Source organism: Paenibacillus vietnamensis, assembly GCF_020169515.1.
Taxonomy (GTDB): domain Bacteria; phylum Bacillota; class Bacilli; order Paenibacillales; family Paenibacillaceae; genus Pristimantibacillus; species Pristimantibacillus vietnamensis.
This window is the reverse complement of record NZ_JAHMHW010000013.1, coordinates 69297-90728: the sequence shown is the minus strand read 5'-3', so window position 1 is coordinate 90728 and position 21432 is coordinate 69297. Positions and strand designations below refer to the sequence as shown.

Here is a 21432-nt window from a genome sequence, read left to right as displayed (position 1 = left end):
CCATTTACAGAAAAATATTGATAGATCGCGAGGTTTAAGATGAGGACCATGGAAGCTATTTATCGTATATAAAAAATGCCCCCTGCTGCAGCTGCGCTGCGCCGGGGGCATTATTTACATGCGGATATGGACCGCAGCTGCGGTTTTTTTTGCGGCTAATTTCAGGACACGGCCTTGCGTTCCCGCTTGCAATCGCCTTTACTGCAATCCTGGTACCTGCCGATAAAATCAAGTCGGTGATCCGTCACCTTAAAGCCGTATTCGCGTTCAAGCCGCTCCTCCAGCTCGAGCAGCCAGTCCTCCTTGATCTCCACAAGCGAGCCGCATTCCTCGCAGATCAAATGATGATGCATATGCTCCTGCTCGTCGCCGCGAAGGTCGTAACGGGCAACGCCGTCTCCGAAATTCATTTTCTCGACAATGTTCAGATCCGCAAGCAGCTCCAGCGTACGATAGACGGTAGCCAGACCGATTTCGGAATACTTTTGCTTGACCAGCATGAACACGCCCTCGGCGCTCAGATGGTCCTTTTCGTTTTCGAGTAGAACGCGCAAAATAATTTCGCGCTGCGTCGTTAGTTTGTATCCGTTCGCCATTAGATGCCGGTTGATCCGATCCATTTCCGCCGTGATGCTCATTGTGTATGGATACCCCCTCATATCGGAAAGCCTGATACAATCGGATATGCGTTGTACCATGTAAAGGCTTACTTTTATAATTATTACAATCTAATGGTATTACATTTTTGAAAATTAATCAATCGCTCCCGCATTCCGCTACAAAACGGCTGAAATGCCGCCGTCAATATTGACCGACGTGCCCGTCACAAAGGATGCGGCATCCGATACGAGAAACCCGATGACATTGGCCGCTTCCTGCGCCCTCCCGATTCTGCCGAGCGGGATGCCGTGCCTCTGATCCGCCGCGAATTCATCCCAGGTCAGCTCAGGCGCCTTCGCCTGCCACATCCGCTCGATTTGCGCGCTCCTGATGAGCCCGATACATACCGCATTCACGCGTATTTGATCGGCCGCCAAATCCTTGCTCATCGCTTTCGTAAGCGCGAGACCGGCAGCACGGCTCACCGACGTCGGCAGCGACGAGGCTGACGGCGCTTTGCCGCCGATTGCCGTCACATTTACGATGGCGCCTCCGCCCGCTTTCCGCATATGAGGCAGCACCGCACGTGAAAATTGCACCGCTCCGAGCAGCTTAAGGTCAAGGTCGGCGGTCCAGGCATCCGTGTCTACCTGCTCAAACGGTTTCGCTGCGGAAGTGCCCGCGTTATTGACGAGGATGTCTACCCGCCCGAAGCGCCGTACCGTTTCTTCTACCACCCGGTCAGCTTCGCCGGATACCGACACGTCGGCGCTGACCGCCAGCACGTTTTTGCCCGTTTGCTCCCTGATTTTTCCGGCCGCTTCCTCCAGAGACTCCGGATCCCTGGCTACAATTGTCACCTCGGCCCCTTCTCCTGCCAGCAGCATCGCCGTTGCGAATCCGATCCCCTTGCTTCCTCCCGTCACGATCGCTGTTTTACCTGTAAGTCCCAGCTCCATTGTTTATTCCTCCTGCCTTTTATTTGTGCACCGCTTGGATGACCTTCTGCACTTCCTCATGAATATCGACGGTTGATTGAGTCGGCATATTAACAATAAAAATACCGCCGAAAACCTGCTCCGATTTTCCGCTCCATTCCAGGATTTTATTTTTTAACATGCGCAGCTCTATGGAATAAATAACCTCTTTGCTCAGCAGCCAGTTGTATCTCGTATATTCCGATTTTTTGACCGTCTCTATGTAAATAGCAACATCGTCCATCCATCTCACCCTAATGATGTCGCCGTATGCGATCTGTTCCGTGAACACAGGATTTTCCTCGATTTGAAACGTGTCCTTGCCCAGATGAGAAACGTCGATAATTTCGATTTCGCGGCCCGTACCGTCAAAGCTGAGCTGCAACGGTATGTAATCCTGCAAGTCCTTCATTCTGCTCACCTCTATTAAAAATATCCGAAACGGACGCTTCCCCTATCATAATACCGCCTCCTCCCGGGAAGCAACTTCAATCCGTTATCGGATTGGACCGACACCTAATAACGCCTCCGGAACCACTTATAAACATATTCGGTCAGCCAAACCGCTTTACCTTCTCCAGGCTCTAATTTCCGATATTAGGATAGGCGAAAAACCCCGCGATCGCATAAGCTTGCAATCGCGGGGCCGGTGTCAGAAGGAACTTCAAACCATGCTTATATTGTTCAGGGACGGTCTAGCTCCTTTTAATAGAGACTAGTCATTATCTTTACCGCGGCCTTTACCCCGGTCCTTATCTTTCTCCCTTTCCTTTTTTCTTTCCTTTTCCTGATTCTTCTCCTCCTTCTGCCGCTCCTTCCGTTCCTTCTTATCTTCCTTCTCTTCCTCGCGGTTATCCTGATCGTCGTCTTTTTCTTTTTTCTCTTTTTTGCCTTCATTGAGTTTCGCCTTGGAAAAAAAGCTCAGCTCCGCCGGAAACGGCATGACGGGTTCATCCTTCAATGCCCCTTCCATAACCGCTTGAAGCACAATGCCGGCCGCCTTCGAGCTTGTCGTCAAATAATGGTTTTGATCGCTTTTGTCATAGCCTAGCCAAACCGCTCCCGTAAGCTGCGGGGTATAGCCGACGAACCAGTTGTCCTTGGCGCCGTAGCCGGCCGTTCCCGGCATTTGAGTCGTACCCGATTTGGCGGCAAAAGGCCGTCCGGCTAAAGCGGCGGACGTTCCCGTCCCCTCCGTAATGACGCCCTGCAGCATGGAAGTCATCGTCTGGGCGATAGCGGGATCGATCACTTGTTTTCCCGTCTCTTCCTTAAACTCTGCCAGCAATTCCCCGTTTGCCGACTCGACTCGGGTAATCGCATGCCCCTTCATCTGCACGCCGTTATTTGCGAAGACGCCGTACGCCTCTGCCATATGGAGCGGCGATACGCCATTCTGCAGGCCTCCAAGCGCGAGTCCCAGCGTCCGGTCGCTGTCGCTGAGCGGAATGCCGAACCTTTCGGCAGCATCGAGCCCTTTGTCGATGCCGATTCCGTTCAATATTTTGACAGCAGGAATATTATAAGAATTGATTAGAGCCTCATACATCGTCACTTCCCCGTGAAAACGGCCGTCGGCGTTTTTCGGCTCATATCCGCCGATATTGATCGGCTCGTCAACCAGCCTGTCCGAAGGCTGCATACCCAGCTCCAGCGCGGGGGTGTAGACGGCGATCGGCTTGATCGTAGAGCCGGGCTGGCGCTGCAGCTGCGTCGCCCGGTTAAAGCCTCTGAACGGCTGCTTGCCCCGGCCTCCGACAAGCGCGCGGATCCCGCCGTCCCGCGGGTCCACCAGCACCGCAGCGCTTTGGATCAGCTGATCCGCCGCGCTCTGCGGGAACAGATCATCCTTCGCATAAACCGCCTCGGCCGCTTTCTGCATATCCGTATCCAGCTCCGTATAAATGCGCAGGCCGCCTTGCAGAACTTCATTTTCCGTCAGGCCATAGCTCTCCATCGCTTCACGGATAATCTCATCCACGTAATACGGATATAAAATATCATCTACCCGGTTAGGCTTCGAGCTCAGCAGCTTGATCGGCTCCGCGATCGCTTCACTGTATACCGCTTCGGTAATCAGCCCCTGCTCCTTCATCAGCTGCAGCACGACATCACGCCTCGCCTTCGCCTTGTCCATATGCTTATACGGCGTAAGCGCCGAAGGGGCCTTAACAAGGCCCGCCAGCAGGGCGGATTCCGCGACCGTCAGCTCCTTCACCTCTTTGCCGAAATAGGTGTACGCCGCCCGTTTGATCCCCCAAGCGCCTTCGCCGAAATAGATTTGGTTTAAGTACATTTCCATAATTTCCTGCTTGCTGTAGCTTTCTTCGATTTTTTTGGCAAGCAGCACCTCGTCCCATTTCCGGGACCAGGTCCTCTCGTGCGACAAAAACACGTTTTTCGCCAGCTGCTGCGTTACCGTGCTGCCGCCTTGAACCGTTCCTCCTGCCGTGAAGTTGGTAACCAGCGCTCTTCCGATCGCCTTCACATCCATGCCTTCATGCTCGAAAAATCGTCTGTCCTCTACGGCAACCACCGCATTGACCATATGGAGCGGAATATCGGCGTACCCGATCTCCTCGATCTTGTTGAACGAAATCCGCGTCGCCTCCTTGCCTTCACGGTCGTAGAGAACCGTAGCCGCGGGCAGCGGCTTATCCAGCAGGGCGACATCCTGCGCGCTTACCATCAGCCGGAAGGTTCCCCATCCGCCCAGAAGCGCAACGGCCGCCAAAATACAAAATGCCGCCAGCACATGCTTAAACTTGATTTTTTTCAGTTTTGATTTCTTTTTTCGTTTCATCTGATTTCCCCCATACCTGCATGCAGCCGTTCGTTACATGCGTCTCCGTCCTTATAATATTCGCAGCAAGTCTGCTTTTTTAGTGCGTAAGGCTCAAACCGGTTTATTAAAAAACAAAAAATGCCGGAAAGCAGCCGTCCGCTTCCTAGCATTTTTTTAGACCGTATGATGAGTGCCGAAACAGGTTCAGGCCTGCATTTCCGAATCCGGCAATTGGTCTTGGGGCTCCGCCGGGTGCGCCGTTAAGCCGGCCCGCTTCGCCCTGTATTGGCCATACTGGATTAAAGCGATTTCATCATCAGGATTCGACTCCAAATATTGCTCCAGCTCGACTAGCGTCTGTTCGACTTCCCGCAGCGCATCTTTTCCTGCATGCCTGGCATCGGCCAGCTTCCGTAAGTGCTTTAATGAATCGTTCATGCTGCTCTCCTCCTGTTGCCCCGTACTGTTATCCTGCAACCTCTACTCTTTCACGCTGTGATCAGATAGACCTGCAAAAAATGAGGGCTTCATTACTACTATATTCAGCCGTCTACAAACTAGAACGGCTTTAGCCGTCAAAAAGGCCGTTGCCATATCGGCCGCGGGAGCTTTCCGGCCATACGAAAGAACCGTCAGGAGCTCTGACGGTCCGTTGTCTTTCGAAGCTAATCCACGCCAAATAACGGGCGTCTGCTTTCTTGCCGTTAAGCTTTGAGCCGCTCCGCTATGTCAAGCAGCCGTTTTGTCTGCACCTTCACCGCATCCAGAACCAGGTCGTCGAACTTTCCGTCCTCGGTAACCGTTGCGCTTGCACCGTACGGATTTCCGCCTGCCTGGAAAATGACGGGGTCCGTATAACCGGGCGTTACGACGACCGCCCCCCAGTGATAGAACGTCGTATACAGATTCAGCAGCGTCGCTTCCTGGCCTCCATGCGGATTTTGCGCCGATGTAAATGCGGAAACCGCTTTGTCGGCAAGCTTGCCTTTAGCCCACAGCTTGCCGGTTGAATCGATAAACTGCCGAAGCTGCGCGGCCGGGCTGCCGAACCGGGTTGGAGTGCCAAAAAGGATGGCATCCGCCCATTCCAGATCTTCCGGAACCGCGAGCGGCACGTCTTCCGTTTCTTTGGCATGCGCCTCCCAAGCAGGATTGGATGCAACGGTCTCCTTGGACGCCACCTCGGCCGCCCGCACCAGCCTCACCTCCGCCCTGTGCTTTATCGCAGCATCCTCTGCCGCTCTCGCCATCCGGTAATTGGTACCGGTCTGGCTGTAATAGATGATCGCTAATTTAACAGTCATATGACTTCCTCCTCGCTCAATCGATAGTCACCGAACTAATACCCGTTATTGGCGGCTTTTAATCAGCCGGGTCAAGCAGACGCGGAAGGCCGGTTCTTCGGAACTGCGGACAAACTATTTCCCAAGAAATGAGCGGAATGCGCCGAAGTTGCCTGTTGATTCATTTTTTTCAGGGCAGGGTATTCATTGTTAACCAAACGAAAGGGAGTGGGTCATATGACAACTCATAATCGTAATTTGGAAATCGAGGAACGCCATGTAGAGAAAAAATCGGACTCCAGCATGGTCGCTTCCACCTTCATTAAATATGCTGCGTATCTCATTATTTTCTTCGGTGCGCTGTACTTCCTTGTCCGTTACGTGTTTCCTATATTTTAAATAACCGGATTTGGTGCAGAGAATACCAAAAACCCCTTCGGAATCATCCGAAGGGGCCTTCTGCGTGTCTATTATATTCCTGCGAGCACCTGGTACCAGACGCCTTTTTTCGAATAAAGCTCTTCCCTGACCGCCGGCCAACCGCCCAAATAAGAGATGTCGAACAAGTTACCCGGAACGGTAAAACGATCCCTCGTCTCCGCCGCAACCTTGTCGTCCATAGACCGGAAGCCGTGCTCCACGAACAAACGCTGTGCGGCCTCGCTGTGGAGATAATCGACAAATGCTTCCGCGACTTTGCGGGTGCCGTGCCGGTCAACGTTTTTGTCCACGACCGCAGCCGGATTCTCGATCAGAATCGTGCTGTCCGGAATGACAATCTCGTATTCGACGCCTTGTTTCACCCGGGCAAGCAGCTCGTTCTCGTACGTTACGATCACGTCGCCTACCCCGTACTCGAAAGCGGCCATCGACGCTCTGCCGCTCTTGTCGAGCGACTCCACGTTAGCGTGCACCGCCTTTAGAAAGCTTTTGGCATAAGCCCGATCTTTGGTTCCGCTCTTTTCCTCGGACTGCTTCAGACCGGCGCCATAGATCGCATTGATGTCCCACTGCGCGCCGCCGGACGTTTTCGGATTCGGATACAGCACCTTGATGCCTTCGCGCGTCAAATCGTTCCAATCTTTGATGCCAAGAGGATTCCCGGCGCGAGTTCCCAGTACGACGATCGAATTCGTAATGATGCCGCCGTTCGATTGAGCCTTCCAGTCATGCGTGATGAAGCCGGCATCCGCAATTTTGTCGAGATCGCCTTCCATGGCCAAAACCGCCACATCCGCCTCGAAGCCTCCCGCGATCGCCCGGGCCTGCGTGCCGGAAGCTTCATACGATTCCTGGAAGGTGACCTTCTGGCCCGTCTTCTCCAGCCAGTAAGCCTGAAACTCCGGAAGCAGCTCCGCGAAAGCGTCCTTCACAACCGAGTAAGCACCGATGACAAGCGTAACATCGCCGTCTTGTACGGAAGATTCAGCACCCTGCCCGCCTTCGTCCGCCTTTCCGCAGCCTGCCGCGACAAGCAGCATGGCAACGGCAAGAAGCAGCGCGAGCAGGCGCTGGCTTGTTGCACGATTTCTTAACATGTTCGCATACAACTCTTTCTGCTTCGATAGCTTAAATATGAATAGGCATCGGATCGACCTTCAGCGTATTTTCGGCAATCCAGCTGTCGTTGTCGTTAAAGAGATACGCCCGGTGAACCAGCACGCTTACTTTATCGCCCGGATGGAGCACTTCCTTCTCGAGCGAGCGGTACGTAATCAGCTTCGTGTCTCCGACCAGAAGCTCTACCATCCATTCGCTGCCGCGGAAGTGCAAATGCTTCACGATGCCCGGGAGCGTAGCGGATGCAAGCTTGATTTCGCCCGGTTTGCCGATCTCGATATATTCCGGACGAATCAGCGCCTTGGTGCCAGGACTGCTGGCCGCGTCCTCAAAGCCTTTGAACTCGCCGATATTGTCCACGATCGTCGATTCCCCGATAAAGCCGGCGACAAACGGAGTTTGCGGATTTTTATAAATGTCCCAAGGGCTGCCCTTCTGCTCGAGCCGGCCTTTGCTGATAATCATAATTTCGTCGGCAACCTCGATCGCTTCCTCCTGGTCATGCGTGACGAAGATGGAAGTAATGCCGACGCGTTCGATCATTTCCTTCAGCCATGTGCGGAGCTCCGTCCGAATCTTGGCGTCGATCGCTGCGAACGGCTCGTCGAGCAGCAGCAGCTGCGGCTCCGGTGCCAGCGCCCTAGCGAATGCAACGCGCTGGCGCTGTCCGCCGGACAGCTGATGAGCGTAACGGTGCTCGAAGCCCTTCAGCCCCGTAAGCTCTACCAGATACATAACCCGCTCGCGGATTTGCTCCTTCGACTGTTTCTTAACCTTTAGACCAAAAGCAATGTTATCGTAAACGGTCATATGCTTGAACAATGCATAGTTCTGAAACACGAAGCCGATGCCTCGCTCCTGCGGCGGCAGGTCGTTCACCCGTTTGCCGTGAAAAAGGATATCGCCGGAGGAAGGCGTCTCAAGCCCTGCAAGCATACGAAGTATGGACGTTTTACCGCCGCCGCTCGGTCCGAGCAAGCCGATCAAATGGCCTTTTTCAATCTCAAAGCTGACATCCCTTACTGCATGAAAATCGCCAAAGTTTTTGTTCAGATTCCGTACTTCAATATGCATGGCTTAATGCACTTCCTTTCTTTTCTTCGCCCATTCCATGAGCAGCAGCAGCCCCACGGAAAATGCCGCAAGGACAAGCGCTATTCCGTTGGCGGCTACCACGTTGAAATTCTCTACATCCTGATAGACGAGCGTTGTTGCCGTTTGAGTTTTGTTCATGATGTTGCCGGAAACGACGAGCACGGCTCCAAACTCACCAAGCGACCGGGCTACCGTCAGGACGACGCCGTAGATGACGCCCCAGCGGATCGACGGCCATGTCACCTTCCAGAAGGTGTACCAGGAATAAGCTCCAAGCGTAGAGGCCGCTTCCTCCTGCTGGGCTCCAATTTCCTGCAGCACCGGCATTACCTCGCGCACCATCAGCGGGAAAGTAACGAACAAGGTGGCAAGGATCATGCCCGGCAGCGCGTATACGATTTTGAAGCCCGCATCCTCGAACATAGCGCCGATAACCGTATTCGGTCCGAGGATAAGCACGATCATCAGACCGCCGATGACCGGCGATACTGCAAACGGCAGGTCGACCAGGCTGTTTAACAGCCGTTTCATTCTTGGGCTGATCCATTCGGCACGCACGAGATACAGGGCGAGCATCACCCCGAAAATCGTATTTAACGCGGTGACGACTACTACGATGATAGCTGTCATCATGAGCGCGTGCAGCGATTGAGGGCGCGTGATGGCTTCAACGAAGCCGTTCAGCCCATCCGCCCACGAACCGGTGAAAATTTTGACGAGCGGCGCAATCAGCAGCAAAGCAAATACGATATAAGTTAATGTAATCCACAGTCTTCTCATCATTGTCCCGTCCTCCTGGCTTGAATAAGGTTCACGGTCCAAAGGATGAGGAACGAAAGCGTCAGCAGCAATACCGATACGGCTGCGGCGCCCTGCGGATTATTGCTTTCAATTTCGCCGAAAATAAAAACGGATGCGATCAGGGTTTTGCCGGGAATGTTGCCTGCGACAAGCACGACCGCCCCGAACTCCGCAAGGCCGCGGGAGAAGGCGAGCATGGCGCCGCTCAGAATACCTGGCAGCATCGTCGGGAAAATGACGCTGAAGAACGTTTTGACGCGTGTAGCGCCCAGCGTGTAAGCTGCTTCTTCCTCCGATTTATCCATTTCCTCGAGCAGAGGCTGAATCGCGCGGATGACGAACGGAAACGTTACGAACAGCATTGCGACGACGATCGCCGGTTCATGAAATACGATCTCGATGCCCATCCCGCCTGCAAGGCCGCCTACAAAGCTGTTGGGACCAAGCAGCAGCAAAATCATAAGTCCGCCAACCGCGGTAGGAAGTGCGAATGGCAAGTCGACTAGGCTGTTCAGCAGCCGCCGTCCGGGAAACCGGTAGCGGATAAGCACCCAGCCGATCATCGTGCCGAGGAACATGTTGATCAGCGTTGCAATTACGGCCAATTTAATCGTAAGCAAAACGGCTTTCCATGCCAGCGGATCGGAGATGCTTTCCCAGAACGGGTTCCATCCGAGCGAGAACGATTGCGTGTAAATCCCTGCGATTGGTAAAATAATAAGGATGACGAAATAAAGCATAATGGCGCTCCGGAATCCGAAGCTCCACCCTTTTCCGCGAAACAAAGCATTCACTGTGACTTGACCTCCAAACCATCGGCGCGTGCCGCAGGTGTACCTTTGCGAATAAAATCATAATTCCTATTAATTTACTAGGTATTGATAATGTAGCATTCCAACCGCCATCAAGTCAATGGCAATTTTAGAAATTTTGATCGATTCGATAGCCTATTCTTATATCCTGTGTAATTACAAAAAGAGAGGAGATCGGCAGCATGGCCGAAGCTCCTCATCCTTTGTTCGCTAAGCGATATTCGCTTATTCGCCTTCAATATAATACACGTTCCCGCCTTCTGTAATTACGGCTTGTCCGCCGGTCATGTCGGTGATCCAGGCGATAAACGCATCGGCCTCATGCACTTCGGGCAAGCAGCGGACCGTAACGCGATCCGTAAAGTCGGTGCCGCCGACGCGCGTTCCCTTGCCGTGCAGCTCGTTCTCCAGCTTGCCGTACCACGTATAATCCACGTCGACGATGACCTCGCGATGCAGAACGTTGACGATTTCATCCGCGGCTTCTATTCCGGCTACCGCTCCGTCGGTGTAGGCGCGGACAAGTCCGCCCGCCCCCAGCATAATGCCTCCGAAATACCGCGTCACAACGACGGCGACATTTTTGAGTCCCTTATGCTTGATAACCTCCAGAATCGGCTTGCCCGCCGTTCCGCTCGGCTCACCGTCGTCGGACGCTTTCTGGAACTGGTCCCGCTCCCCGACGATGTAAGCCGAGCAATTATGCGTAGCCTGCTTATGAAGCTGCTTGATCTCCTGGATGAAGACGAGCGCTTCCTCCTCGGTTTCAACCGGTTTGGCGTGGCCGATGAAGCGCGACTTCTTGATGACAATCTCCGCGTTCGCCTGCCGCCTGACCGTTCTGTACTTGTCCAGCATCATAGCTGTTAGCTCCCGTAAAGCGGCCCGACCGGCCGATTACAGTCTGGCTTCCAGCTCGGCTTTTTCTTTCTCGAAGCCCGGTTTGCCAAGCAGTGCGAACATATTTTTCTTGTAAGCTTCTACGCCCGGCTGGTCGAACGGATTTACACCGAGCAGGTAGCCGCTGATTCCGCATGCTTTTTCGAAGAAGTACACAAGGTAGCCGAAGGAATACGGCGTCATGTCGGCGACGTTCACGATCAGGTTCGGCACTTGACCGTCCGTGTGTGCAAGCAGTGTGCCTTCGAACGCTTTTTTGTTTACAAAGTCCATCGTTTTGCCTGTCAGGAAGTTCAGTCCGTCCAAATCGGCTTCGTCGTGCTCGATCGTAATTTGCTCAGCTACTTCGTTCACTTGAATGACCGTTTCAAAAATGTTCCGGTTGCCTTCCTGGATAAATTGACCCATCGAGTGCAAATCCGTGGAGAAATCTACGGATGCAGGGTAAATGCCTTTATAGTCTTTGCCTTCGCTTTCGCCGAACAATTGCTTCCACCATTCGGACACGAAGTGCAGCGACGGTTCGTAGTTCACAAGGATTTCAGTCGCTTTGCCTTTGCGGTACAGCGCATTGCGGGCTGCCGCATATTGATAAGCTTCATTTTCCGCCAGGTTAGGGTTGCTGTACTCCTTGGATGCGTCGGCAGCGCCCTGCATCATCGACTCGATGTCGATTCCGGCAGCTGCGATCGGCAGCAGGCCTACGGCAGTAAGTACGGAGTAACGGCCGCCTACGTCGTCCGGAATTACAAACGATTCGTAGCCTTCTTCGTTCGACAGCTTCTTCAGAGCGCCTTTTTCACGGTCCGTCGTTGCATAGATACGTTGGCGCGCTTCCTCTTTGCCGTATTTTTTCTCAAGCGCCGCACGGAAAATACGGAATGCGATAGCCGGCTCGGTCGTCGTTCCCGATTTCGAGATGACGTTGATCGACCAGTCGCGGCCTTCAAGCAGCTGAAGAAGGTGAGTCACATAGGTGGAGCTGATGTTGTTGCCGGCAAACAGCACTTGCGGCGTTTTGCGCTGTTCTTTGGATTGGATATTGTAGAAGGAATTCGACAGCATTTCGATCGCGGCGCGGGCGCCGAGGTACGAGCCCCCGATGCCGATAACGATCAATACTTCGGAGTCGGATTTGATTTTTTCCGCGGCTTTCTGGATGCGGGCGAATTCCTCTTTGTCATAGTTGGTTGGCAGGTCGATCCAGCCAAGATAGTCCGAGCCTGCGCCCGTTCCGTTGTGCAGCTGCTCATGCGCGAGGCGTACGGAATCCGTCAAATAGTCGATTTCATGCTGGCCGACGAAGGTTAGCGCCTTGCTGTAGTCGAATTTTACTGTTTTGCTCATTTTAGAATAAAACCTCCTAATGAATTAGCTGCTTAAATGCCAGCTGTGATAACGTTTTTCAACTTAGAATCTACAATATCGGATTTATCTGACAAAAACAAGCATCGAGGGCATGAAACATCCATGAAGAAATTGTATAATCTTTATAAAAAAAAATTATGGCGGAGGAATTCACATGAAAAAAGTAGGATTTATCGGATTAGGCGTCATGGGATATGCGATGGCCTCCAATTTGCTGAAAAAGGGATTTTCGGTAACCGTCTATAACCGGACGCCCGGCAAAACAGATGGGCTTCGCGACCTAGGCGCTGTGGTGCTGGAGACGCCTGCAGCCATCGCGGAAGCTTCCGATATCGTCATCACGATGATCAGCAACGACGCGGCTATCCGCGAGGTTTATTGGGGAGAGAGCGGCATATTCGCAGGCGTTCGCAGCGGCCAGACGCTTATCGACAGCAGCACGATCTCGCCTGTGCTGGCCAAGGAGCTTGCCGCCGCCGCTGAAGCGCTTGGCGCAAGCTTTCTCGATGCACCCGTAACGGGCAGCAAGCCCGCAGCCGAAAGCGGCATGCTCGTGTTTATGGCCGGCGGACCCGCAGAGGCGCTGGACGGCGCCAAAGATGTGCTTCTGGCCATGGGGCGGAAGGTTATTCCGATGGGACCGAACGGCAGCGGAGCGGTCGCCAAGCTGGCTCATAACACGATTGTGGGCATTAACGTCGTGGCGCTGTCGGAGGGGATGGCAATTGCTGCCAGCGGCGGAATCGACGGCAGCGCGTTTCTGGAGCTTGTCCAATCCGGCGGCGCGGCAAGCAAGGCAGCCGAAATGAAAGGACCCAAGCTGCTTGAGAGCAATTACGACGTGCAATTTTCACTAGAGCTGATGCTCAAGGACTTGAAGCTGAGCTCCGTATTGTCGGACAGCCTGAAGGTGCCGACGCCGCTGCTGGAGGCGGCTAAGGGCCAGTTCCAGATCGGCGAAGCGCTCGGCTACTCCGAGCTTGACATGTCCAGCGTGGGCCAAGCCTATGAGCAGTGGATCGGCCGCCGATTCGGAGGCGGGAAGGCGTAGGCCGAAACTGACGATAGAGCGTCCGGCAAGCATCCTTGCCCGCAATAAACAAAACCGGTCAGGGGTTTCCCTGCCGGTTCTATTTTTAACGACCAGCCTAAGTCGGCTTAAGATTTCGATTTCATCAGCTCCTGCTTCTCGGGCTCGATCACGTCGTCCTTCGTATCGGAAACGAGCTCCTTCGCCGATGACTTAAATTCGTGAAGCGTCCGGCCGACCGCCCGGCCGAGCTCGGGAAGTTTAGAAGGACCGAATATAATAAGAACGACGACGAGAATCATAAGAATGCCAGGCAATCCCAAATTTTGCAGCATAGATGCACCTTCTCCTTTTTCGCTTGCGAATGGATACCTTTAATTTTGTTTGTGTCCTTTCGGATATACGGCCACCGCTTCGATTTCAATAAGCCAGTCCGGGTTGACCAGTCCCGCGACGCCGACGGTCGAACGGGCCGGCTTGACCGGATTGTCGTTCGTGTTGAAGAACTTCGCATAGGCGTTGAACCAGCCCTGGAAGTCGAATGCGCCTTTTTGGGCTGCGTCCGGCGTTACGTATACTCTGAGATACACGACGTCCTTCATCGACAGCCCCTGCTCCTTCAGCTGCTTCTCAATGTTCAGCAGTATGCCCTCGCCCTGCTTCTCGGTATTGCCGTAGCGCTCGTATACGTTCTTGCCGTCCTTGTTCAGAAGCGGCGGAACCGTACCGCTCGTCGAGAAGGTCGCGAGTCCCTCGGGAATGGCGACGCTGCTGGAAATGGACGAGCTCGCGCTGCCGTAAAATTCAGGCTCGTGGATCGGCGTCAACGGCAGTTTATTGGGCGTCAGCGCACCGGCGTAGACGGAAGCGCCGATAAAGCAGGACACCAGGGCGGTGCCGGCGATGATTTTTATATTGTTCCTCACATTCATGTACGGTTACCCTCCTATTATTCGTTTCATGCGCGCACAGCGCTTCTATTCTTTCATCACCCGCTGATGGATATCGGTGACGACGGCCCGGGCCGACTCGATGCCTCCCGCCATCCATGCCGTAATGTAGCTCATATGCTCGCCGGCCAGATAGACCCGCCTGTCGGGCTTGCATAACGTCGGATATACGGTCTGTCGCTGATCGCCGCTGTAGGACACCCATCCTCCGAGATTATATTTAATTTTTTTCCAGTCTACCGAAAACGATGTTTCAAATTCCTTATAGTATTGGGGATGGATCTTCGCGCCTTGACTCAGGGCATGCGCCTCGCGCTGCTGGGATGACATGGCTCCCAGCTTATCCGCCGCCGCTCCGAATGCGTAATAGCCCAGCAATAGCCCTTTCTGCTGCATGTAACCGGTAGGCGGGTAATAAATGGATGAAATATCCATATTGGTAAGCGTATTGCCTCCGTAGATCTGCTCGTCCTCTTCCCAGAAGCGTCGCTTGAACTGCAGGCCGATTTTGCCGGCCGAGGCGTAGCCGATGCTGTCGATCGCTTTTTTCATATCTGGCGAAAAGTCGGCTTTGATCGATTTCAGGACGGATAGCGGAATCGTGCAAATGCAGTAATCCGCCTCCGCCTTGTGTATCTCGCCCGTTCCCAGATGCTTGTAAAAAACGGCAACGCCGCTGTCGCTTTGCTTGATCTCCACAACCTCGGAATGAAACCGGATTTTGCCTTTGAGCCGTTTCTCGAAGGCGTTCGGGATCGCATCCATGCCTCCGATCGGATGAAACATCATCATTTGTTGATCGTAGCTATATTCGCTGCTTAAATAATTGCCGAAGCCGGAGTTGATAATAGCCTTCATGCTGAACGGATCGCGGATCACGCCGGCATCGAGCCTGGCCCCGGGCTCATCCTTGTAGCCTCCGCGCGAGGTGCCGCGGTAAAATAAATCCGCATCCAAGCCGCCTTCCGTTCGGAGATATGCGACCAGCTTCTCTTTTTCCTCGGCCGTAAGCGGCATATCGAGCGCCTGCTGGCTGACCGCCTTGGCCATCAGCTCGTTGACGTAGCCGCGGACGTCGGCCTTCGCCTCGCGTTTCCTGATCTTTCGGCCGGAGAGCTCACCTACATTTTCGTTATAATAATAAGCATGGTCATTCACATTATTGAACGGCTCGATCGGTATGCCGAACTTCCGAATATACTCCATCGTTACGTGGAACTGGGGTATCCGCATCGGTCCCGCATTTAAATATAAATCGTCGGCGAACCTGGCCACCTGCTTTGAAGCCCCGACCTCGGCGACCGTCGTCCCGCCGCGGACCGACCAGATGCGTCCTCCCGAACGGGCGCGGGCTTCGAGAATGGTGCAGTCGTAGCCGGCTTGTCCTAGCTCGTACGCGGAGGTTAAGCCTGCAATGCCGGCGCCTAGAATGACGACCTTTTTCCCGTTACGCTTACTCATGGACAGCTCATTCTTATCCGGCGGAACATAATCCGCCGCCTTTAACGTTTCCGGCGACAAGAGACCAAGAGTCCCCATGACGCTGAATACCGCTGCTCCTCCGCCAAGCTTCCCCACCGTGCTCAAGAACTGCCTCCTCGACATTTCGGAAGGCGATTTCGCAGAATTCATCCCAGCTCACTCCCATTCGTCAGCTTCGTTATGTAACCCACCGACAAGATATCATGGAAAGATTTAATGATTCTATTATTTTGTAAGGAAACCTAACATAAATATTTTTTGGAACAGAACCTCTTTTCGATAAATTTCCTCAATATGGGCATGAAAACCTATAATATTAGGATATTTTTTCCATATTTATAGTTTTGTAGTTCGACCCGACCATTGTTTTTTCATAAACGTCTTGATAAAATCACTTCCAAAGAGATGTTTATGTAAATTTATATCACATATACATTACATAACGCATCTTCTAACGTCTATTATTCTATCGTTCCAGGAGGCGGAGCTATGAGTCAAAAAGTAATGAGTATTGGAATCGTGCGCGAGTTAACCGGGTTGACGGAACGCCAGATCCGGTATTACGAGGACAAACAGCTGGTATTTCCCGGCCGTTCACCGGGCGGAGCGAGAAAGTTTTCATTCGAGGACGTCGAGCAGCTGAAGGAGATTCACTCGAAAATGAAAGACGGCTTTCATACGTTTGAATTACGCAAAACCATCGCGGGTCAGCAAACGCGCCATTAGTCACGCGAAAGGAGCTCTTTAGCATGGGCAAACAAACGGTCATGACGTTGCTGGAGCATATCGCCGAGCTTCGAAGGCAGCTTATTGCCATCATTGTCGTCTTTTTGGCAAGCGCGGCGATCGGCCTCATTACCTCTCCTTATATTTTGGACTATATGAAAACCACGCCGCCGGCTTCCGGCCTGGAATGGAACGTGTTCTCCCCCTTTGACGGCATTCGTATGTATATGAGCATTGCGCTCGCGTTCGCCTTCATCGTATCTCTTCCCGTGACGCTGTTTTTGTTGTGGAGCTTTGTGAAGCAGGGGCTGCATAAGCATGAAAGAGATGCGGCATTGCGCTATATTCCCTACAGCGCCTTATGCCTGCTGATCGGGCTCGCCTTCGGATATTACGTCGTGCTTCCGATGAGCTTCTCCTTCGTCAGGTCGATTTCAGAGAAAATGAATCTCGTTGAAACCTACGGCATTTCGCAATATTTCAGCTTTATGTTCAATATCGTATTACCGATCGCAGTTGCGTTCGAGTTGCCGATCGTCGTCATGTTCCTCACAAGAATCGGATTGCTGACGCCGAAGCGCCTTCAGAAATCGCGGCGGTATGCTTACCTCATTCTGGTCATTGCCGCCAACCTGTTATCGCCGCCGGACTTTGTTTCCGCCTTTATTATTTTAATACCACTCGTCGCACTCTTCGAAATCAGCATCTATCTTTCAGGTATCGTGCACCGCAAACGAATTACAGCCGTGGCTGCCCGGGAAGCGGCCGCTTGACAACATGCAAGCAAACAAGCCATTCCGGAAAGGAATGGCTTGTTTGGCGTTCCGCCGTATCCGGCCTCTAGTAGTATGGCGAGATCATCAAATACACAACGACCCCGGTAAAGCTCACGTAAAGCCAAATCGGCATCGTCCATCTGGCGATTTTCCGATGCTTCTCCACCTTCATTTGCAGGCCTCTGACGACGGAGATGAGCGCGAGCGGCACAACGGCGGCAGCCAGCACGATGTGCGTCAGCAGAACGAAAAAATAAATCGACCGAAGAATGCCCTCTCCGCCGTATTTCGTCGATTCCGTCAAGTAATGGTACGTGACATACGAGACAAGGAACAGCGTCGTTGAAGCGAATGCGGCTCCGATAAAACGGCGGTGAAGCTTCACGTTTTTTTTCAAGATCGCAACCAAAGCTATACTCAGCGCGATGAACGTAAAACAATTAAAAATCGCATTGAGAAGCGGTAAAATCTTTACATCAAATCCGATTTCTCCATCATAAGCCGGCAAAAAGAACAAAACCGTAATAACCGCAACCAGGACCAGCGTTAAGACCGCGATCAACGGCGTAAAATTTTTTTCCTTCAAGCAGTTTCCCTCCTGATTAAGCTGTCCGGGCGCCGACGCGATTGGAATCGCCGCCCTTCTCCTAACCTTAGCCGAATGACTGTCCGAAATCAATTTGTTTTAAGGCCGATTTGTAGCGAAAAACCGAACTCTATCCGAACGGCCGCCTTATACAAAAAAGAGCTTTCCCGCCGGCGGATCGTCGCCGCACTTCGGGAAAGCTCTTTATATCGGAAAATCTTACTCGTTAATGTACGAGCAGCAATAATCGGTTACTTCAGCAACCTGAAGCTTGAACTTCGTGTTCGCAGGCACTTTGAATTCGCCCTCGCCCTGGATATGGATCCATTCCGTTTCGCCCGGAAGCAGAACCTTCAAGTCGCCGGCCAAAATCTCCATGATTTCGAGGCAGTCCGTACCAAACTCATAATCGCCCGGCAGCATGATGCCGAGAGTTTTTTTCGTGCCGTCCGCGAACAGAACCGCGCGGCTTGTTACTTTGCCGTCGAAATAGACGTTAGCCTTTTTGACGACCGTTACGTTTTCGAATTGAGACATGTTGTGCGTGATCTCCTTTTTCTATCAAATGCAAAGTTGTGGCGCCGTTATTATAGCAAAGCTTTAACTTTGCTTACGACGTTCTCAACCGTAAAGCCGTATTCCTTGATGACGCGGTCGCCAGGTGCCGAAGCGCCGAAGCGGTCGATCGCAAGGATGTCGCCTTGGTCTCCCGTGTAACGCTCCCAGCCGAACGGATGAGCCATCTCGATTGCAAGGCGCGCTTTAACGTCAGGAAGAATGACGGAATTTTTGTATTCCTTGGATTGCTTCTCGAACAGATCCCAGCTTGGCATGCTGATAACGCGAACCTGGATGCCCTCTTCGGCAAGTGCCTTCTGAGCGGCAACAGCAAGCTGAACCTCGGAGCCGGTCGCCAGAATTTGCGCCTGCGGCTTGCCGTTTGCAGCGTCGGATACGACATACGCGCCTTTGCTGACGTTTTCTCTTGCGCCGGATACCGCACCTTCCAGAATCGGCAGATTTTGGCGCGTCAGAACGAGCGCTACAGGGTTGCCTGTGTTCTCTACCGCATACGCCCATGCAGCGGACGTTTCATTGGCGTCGGCAGGACGGATAACCGTAAGGTCAGGAATGATGCGGATCGAAGCCAGCTGCTCGATCGGCTCATGCGTAGGACCGTCTTCGCCGACCGCGATGCTGTCATGCGTCAGTACGTATACGACCGGCAGCTTCATCAAAGCGGCAAGGCGAACAGCCGGACGCAGGTAGTCCGTGAATACGAAGAACGTGCCGCCGAATACTTTCAAGCCGCTGTGCAGGGCAATGCCGTTCATCGCTGCGGCCATGCCGAACTCGCGGACGCCGAAGTAGATGTTGCGGCCGTCGTAGCTGCCCGGCTTGAATTGCGTCAAGCCTTTCAGGTGAGTCATAGTGGAGCTTTCCAAGTCTGCGGAGCCGCCGACAAGGTTAGGTACGTTTTTGGCCAGGCCGTTTAGCGCGTTGCCGGAAGCTACGCGGGTCGAAAGAGGCTTGTCTTCTGTCGTGTAGACGGGAAGATCCGCATCCCAGCCTGCAGGCAAAGCGCCGGAAATTGCGAGCTCGAACTGGGCAGCCAGCTCAGGGTATGCTTCTTTGTAGGACGCGAACGCCGCTTCCCACTCCGCATTGGCTTGCTCGCCTTGTTGCTTCACTTCGGCGAAGTGCGCACGTACCTCGTCCGGCACGTGGAACTGATGCTCCTCCGACCAGCCGTAAGCCTGCTTCGTCAATTTGGTTTCTTCAGCGCCGAGCGGGGAGCCGTGAGGGCCTGCATGTCCGCCTTTACCGCCTTTGTTCGGGCTGCCGTAGCCGATGATCGTCTTAACTTCAATTAATGTCGGCTTCGCCAGCTCCGCTTGAGCGGAAGCGATCGCTTTGGACAAAGCTTCGAGATCGTTGCCGTCTTCTACGCGCAGAACTTGCCAGCCGTAGCCTTCGAAGCGCTTTTGTACGGTTTCGGAATACGAAAGGCTCAGCTCGCCGTCAAGGGAAATGTCGTTCGAATCATAAAGGACAACCAGCTTGCCCAGGCCCAAGTGGCCCGCGAGGGAAGCGGCCTCGTGAGAGATGCCTTCCATCAGGTCGCCATCGCCGCAAATGGAATATGTGAAGTGATTGATAAGGTCATGGCCTTCTTTGTTATAAGTAGCGCCGAGCTGCGCTTCCGCAAGCGCCATGCCTACCGCCATTGCGATACCTTGTCCGAGCGGACCGGTCGTCGCGTCTACGCCCGCGGTGTGGCCGAATTCCGGATGACCCGGAGTCAGCGAGCCCCATTGGCGGAAGTTTTGCAGCTCTTCAAGCGGCAAATCGTAGCCGGAAAGGTGAAGCAGGCTGTAAAGAAGCATCGATCCGTGACCCGCGGACAATACGAAACGGTCGCGGTTAACCCAAGTCGGGTTCGAAGGGTTGTGCTTCATCGTTTTGCCGAATAGCTGATAGCCCATCGGTGCGGCACCCATAGGCATGCCAGGGTGACCGGATTTCGCTTTCTCGATCGCATCGATCGCAAGCGTGCGGATCGTATCGATGGAAAGCTGTTCAATCGATTTTTGTGTAACCGTCATTCCAATTTCCTCCTATTAATTCATCTTGTCTACATTTCGTCTCGTTATATGGTTTCTCGATAACGATTCAGCGTCATGCCAGTACGCGATAACTTTGAATATTGTATCATTGTGAATGCATGTTTTCCATCTTATTTACTAGAAATTATGCATAACAATACAGCTAGTTGAATACAACCGTCTTGTTCTGATGAACGAGCACCCGGTCCTCAATATGCCATTTTACCGCCCGCGCAAGCACGACCCTCTCGATCGTGCGGCCGATCCGCTTCAAGTCGTCGACATTGTCGCGGTGGCTGACCCTCTGCACGTCCTGCTCGATAATCGGCCCGCCGTCAAGCTCCTCGGTCACGTAATGAGCCGTCGCTCCGATAATTTTCACGCCGCGCGTGTAGGCTTGGGCATAAGGCTTGCCGCCGACAAACGCCGGAAGGAACGAGTGGTGGATATTGATGATGCGGTTCGGAAACTGCTCGATAAATTTTGGAGAAATGATTTGCATGTAACGGGCAAGCACAACGAGATCGGCTTTATCGGCGACCGCCTCCAGCTGCTTTCGCTCCGCTTCCGCCTTCGTGGAGGCTGTAACCGGAATGTGGTGGTAAGGAATCCCGAACGACTCTACGAGCTCCCGCATGTCCGGGTGATTGCTGATGACCATGGAAATATCGGCGTTAAGATCCCCCGCCTTCCACTGCCACAGCAGCTCGAGCAAGCAGTGGTCTTCCTTGGACACGAATATGGCAAGGCGCTTCTTGCGGCTGGCGCGGAACGTATGCCACTTCATGTCGAAGCGGTCGGCCACTCTGGCGAAATCCTCCACGAGAACCGGCAGCTCCTTCTCCAAATCGTTCAAATCGAATTCGAAGCGGATAAAAAACATGCCGCCCTCCGGATCCATCGTGTATTGATCCGACTGTACGATATTGGCTCCGTGCTCATACAAAAAATGCGACACGGCCGCCACGATGCCCGGCCGGTCCGGACAAGCGATGAGCATGCGCGCCCGTCCGCTCGTTTCTCCGGCTTCGATGATCCGGCCCGGCAGGTTGACTGTTGATGACATGAACGTTAACTTCCTTTCACTTCATTGTG

23 protein-coding genes are annotated in these 21432 nt (G+C 53.3%); 4 read left to right on the top strand and 19 right to left on the bottom strand.

The features are described from left to right. Positions 1-161 precede the first annotated feature (161 nt). The 6 genes from fur to wrbA all read right to left on the bottom strand — a co-directional run bounded on the left by fur (position 162) and on the right by wrbA (position 5666). Positions 162-638, bottom strand: coding sequence for a ferric iron uptake transcriptional regulator (gene fur, locus KP806_RS20640; protein ID WP_224725633.1), 477 nt, complete (start codon positions 636-638; stop codon positions 162-164). 138 nt (positions 639-776) lie between these two features. Next, positions 777-1559, bottom strand: a complete 783-nt coding sequence (locus KP806_RS20635) for an SDR family NAD(P)-dependent oxidoreductase (RefSeq protein WP_224725632.1) — start codon at positions 1557-1559, stop codon at positions 777-779. Between the two features lie 19 nt (positions 1560-1578). Next, a complete protein-coding gene (locus KP806_RS20630) occupies positions 1579-1989 on the bottom strand; it encodes a DUF4265 domain-containing protein (RefSeq protein WP_224725631.1) in 411 nt (136 codons plus the stop codon). Between the two features lie 303 nt (positions 1990-2292). Beyond that, positions 2293-4380, bottom strand: coding sequence for a transglycosylase domain-containing protein (locus KP806_RS20625; protein WP_224725630.1), 2088 nt, complete (start codon positions 4378-4380; stop codon positions 2293-2295). 186 nt (positions 4381-4566) lie between these two features. Next, positions 4567-4800 (bottom strand): hypothetical protein, encoded by a 234-nt coding sequence (locus tag KP806_RS20620; RefSeq protein ID WP_224725629.1) that lies wholly within the window; start codon positions 4798-4800, stop codon positions 4567-4569. 266 nt (positions 4801-5066) lie between these two features. Beyond that, on the bottom strand, positions 5067-5666 hold the full coding sequence (gene wrbA / locus KP806_RS20615; protein ID WP_224725628.1) for an NAD(P)H:quinone oxidoreductase: 600 nt from the start codon (positions 5664-5666) through the stop codon (positions 5067-5069). 216 nt (positions 5667-5882) lie between these two features. On the opposite strand from wrbA, the gene KP806_RS20610 reads away from it, so the two are divergent. Continuing rightward, a complete protein-coding gene (locus KP806_RS20610) occupies positions 5883-6044 on the top strand; it encodes a hypothetical protein (protein ID WP_224725627.1) in 162 nt (53 codons plus the stop codon). A gap of 71 nt (positions 6045-6115) precedes the next feature. Here KP806_RS20610 and KP806_RS20605 read toward each other — a convergent pair whose 3' ends face one another. From KP806_RS20605 to KP806_RS20580, 6 genes are all read right to left on the bottom strand, one after another. Then, on the bottom strand, positions 6116-7183 hold the full coding sequence (locus KP806_RS20605) for a sulfate ABC transporter substrate-binding protein (protein ID WP_224725626.1): 1068 nt from the start codon (positions 7181-7183) through the stop codon (positions 6116-6118). Between the two features lie 31 nt (positions 7184-7214). Further along, the gene (locus KP806_RS20600; protein WP_224725625.1) at positions 7215-8279 is read right to left on the bottom strand and encodes a sulfate/molybdate ABC transporter ATP-binding protein; all 1065 of its coding nucleotides are present in this window, start codon (positions 8277-8279) and stop codon (positions 7215-7217) included. Positions 8280-8282: 3 nt separating this feature from the next. Then, the gene (locus KP806_RS20595) at positions 8283-9080 is read right to left on the bottom strand and encodes a sulfate ABC transporter permease (protein ID WP_224725689.1); all 798 of its coding nucleotides are present in this window, start codon (positions 9078-9080) and stop codon (positions 8283-8285) included. Continuing rightward, complete coding sequence (gene cysT / locus KP806_RS20590; protein WP_224725624.1) at positions 9080-9895, bottom strand: sulfate ABC transporter permease subunit CysT; 816 nt, start codon at positions 9893-9895, stop codon at positions 9080-9082. Before cysT ends, KP806_RS20595 begins: the two co-directional genes overlap by 1 nt. Positions 9896-10138: 243 nt before the next feature. After that, positions 10139-10771 carry a YigZ family protein gene (locus KP806_RS20585; protein ID WP_224725688.1) on the bottom strand — a complete coding sequence of 211 codons (633 nt, stop codon included), beginning with the start codon at positions 10769-10771 and terminating at the stop codon, positions 10139-10141. Positions 10772-10810: 39 nt separating this feature from the next. Next, on the bottom strand, positions 10811-12160 hold the full coding sequence (locus KP806_RS20580; RefSeq protein ID WP_224725623.1) for a glucose-6-phosphate isomerase: 1350 nt from the start codon (positions 12158-12160) through the stop codon (positions 10811-10813). Positions 12161-12329: 169 nt separating this feature from the next. Here KP806_RS20580 and KP806_RS20575 point away from each other — a divergent pair, with 169 nt between their 5' ends. Next, positions 12330-13232 (top strand): NAD(P)-dependent oxidoreductase, encoded by a 903-nt coding sequence (locus KP806_RS20575; RefSeq protein ID WP_318153739.1) that lies wholly within the window; start codon positions 12330-12332, stop codon positions 13230-13232. 107 nt (positions 13233-13339) lie between these two features. On the opposite strand, the gene KP806_RS20570 is transcribed toward KP806_RS20575, so the two are convergent. Genes KP806_RS20570 through KP806_RS20560 form a run of 3 tightly spaced genes read right to left on the bottom strand, consistent with a single transcriptional unit; the run spans position 13340 to position 15739 of the window. Next, positions 13340-13546, bottom strand: coding sequence for a twin-arginine translocase TatA/TatE family subunit (locus KP806_RS20570; protein WP_224725620.1), 207 nt, complete (start codon positions 13544-13546; stop codon positions 13340-13342). A gap of 39 nt (positions 13547-13585) precedes the next feature. Further along, on the bottom strand, positions 13586-14143 hold the full coding sequence (locus tag KP806_RS20565; RefSeq protein ID WP_224725619.1) for a RidA family protein: 558 nt from the start codon (positions 14141-14143) through the stop codon (positions 13586-13588). A 45-nt stretch (positions 14144-14188) separates the two neighbouring features. Next, entirely contained in the window at positions 14189-15739 is a 1551-nt protein-coding gene (locus KP806_RS20560) for a flavin monoamine oxidase family protein (protein ID WP_318153737.1), read from the bottom strand. 393 nt (positions 15740-16132) lie between these two features. Here KP806_RS20560 and KP806_RS20555 point away from each other — a divergent pair, with 393 nt between their 5' ends. After that, positions 16133-16369 (top strand): MerR family transcriptional regulator, encoded by a 237-nt coding sequence (locus KP806_RS20555; RefSeq protein WP_224725617.1) that lies wholly within the window; start codon positions 16133-16135, stop codon positions 16367-16369. A 23-nt stretch (positions 16370-16392) separates the two neighbouring features. Further along, positions 16393-17142, top strand: coding sequence for a twin-arginine translocase subunit TatC (gene tatC, locus KP806_RS20550; RefSeq protein ID WP_224725616.1), 750 nt, complete (start codon positions 16393-16395; stop codon positions 17140-17142). Between the two features lie 67 nt (positions 17143-17209). On the opposite strand, the gene KP806_RS20545 is transcribed toward tatC, so the two are convergent. From KP806_RS20545 to purU, 4 genes are all read right to left on the bottom strand, one after another. After that, positions 17210-17731 (bottom strand): DUF420 domain-containing protein, encoded by a 522-nt coding sequence (locus tag KP806_RS20545; RefSeq protein WP_224725615.1) that lies wholly within the window; start codon positions 17729-17731, stop codon positions 17210-17212. Between the two features lie 219 nt (positions 17732-17950). Continuing rightward, positions 17951-18268: a pyrimidine/purine nucleoside phosphorylase gene (gene ppnP / locus KP806_RS20540; protein ID WP_224725614.1), complete on the bottom strand. Its 318-nt coding sequence runs from the start codon at positions 18266-18268 to the stop codon at positions 17951-17953. 50 nt (positions 18269-18318) lie between these two features. Continuing rightward, positions 18319-20337, bottom strand: a complete 2019-nt coding sequence (gene tkt / locus KP806_RS20535) for a transketolase (RefSeq protein ID WP_224725613.1) — start codon at positions 20335-20337, stop codon at positions 18319-18321. Positions 20338-20500: 163 nt separating this feature from the next. Then, positions 20501-21403: a formyltetrahydrofolate deformylase gene (purU, locus tag KP806_RS20530; RefSeq protein WP_224725612.1), complete on the bottom strand. Its 903-nt coding sequence runs from the start codon at positions 21401-21403 to the stop codon at positions 20501-20503. Positions 21404-21432 lie beyond the last annotated feature (29 nt).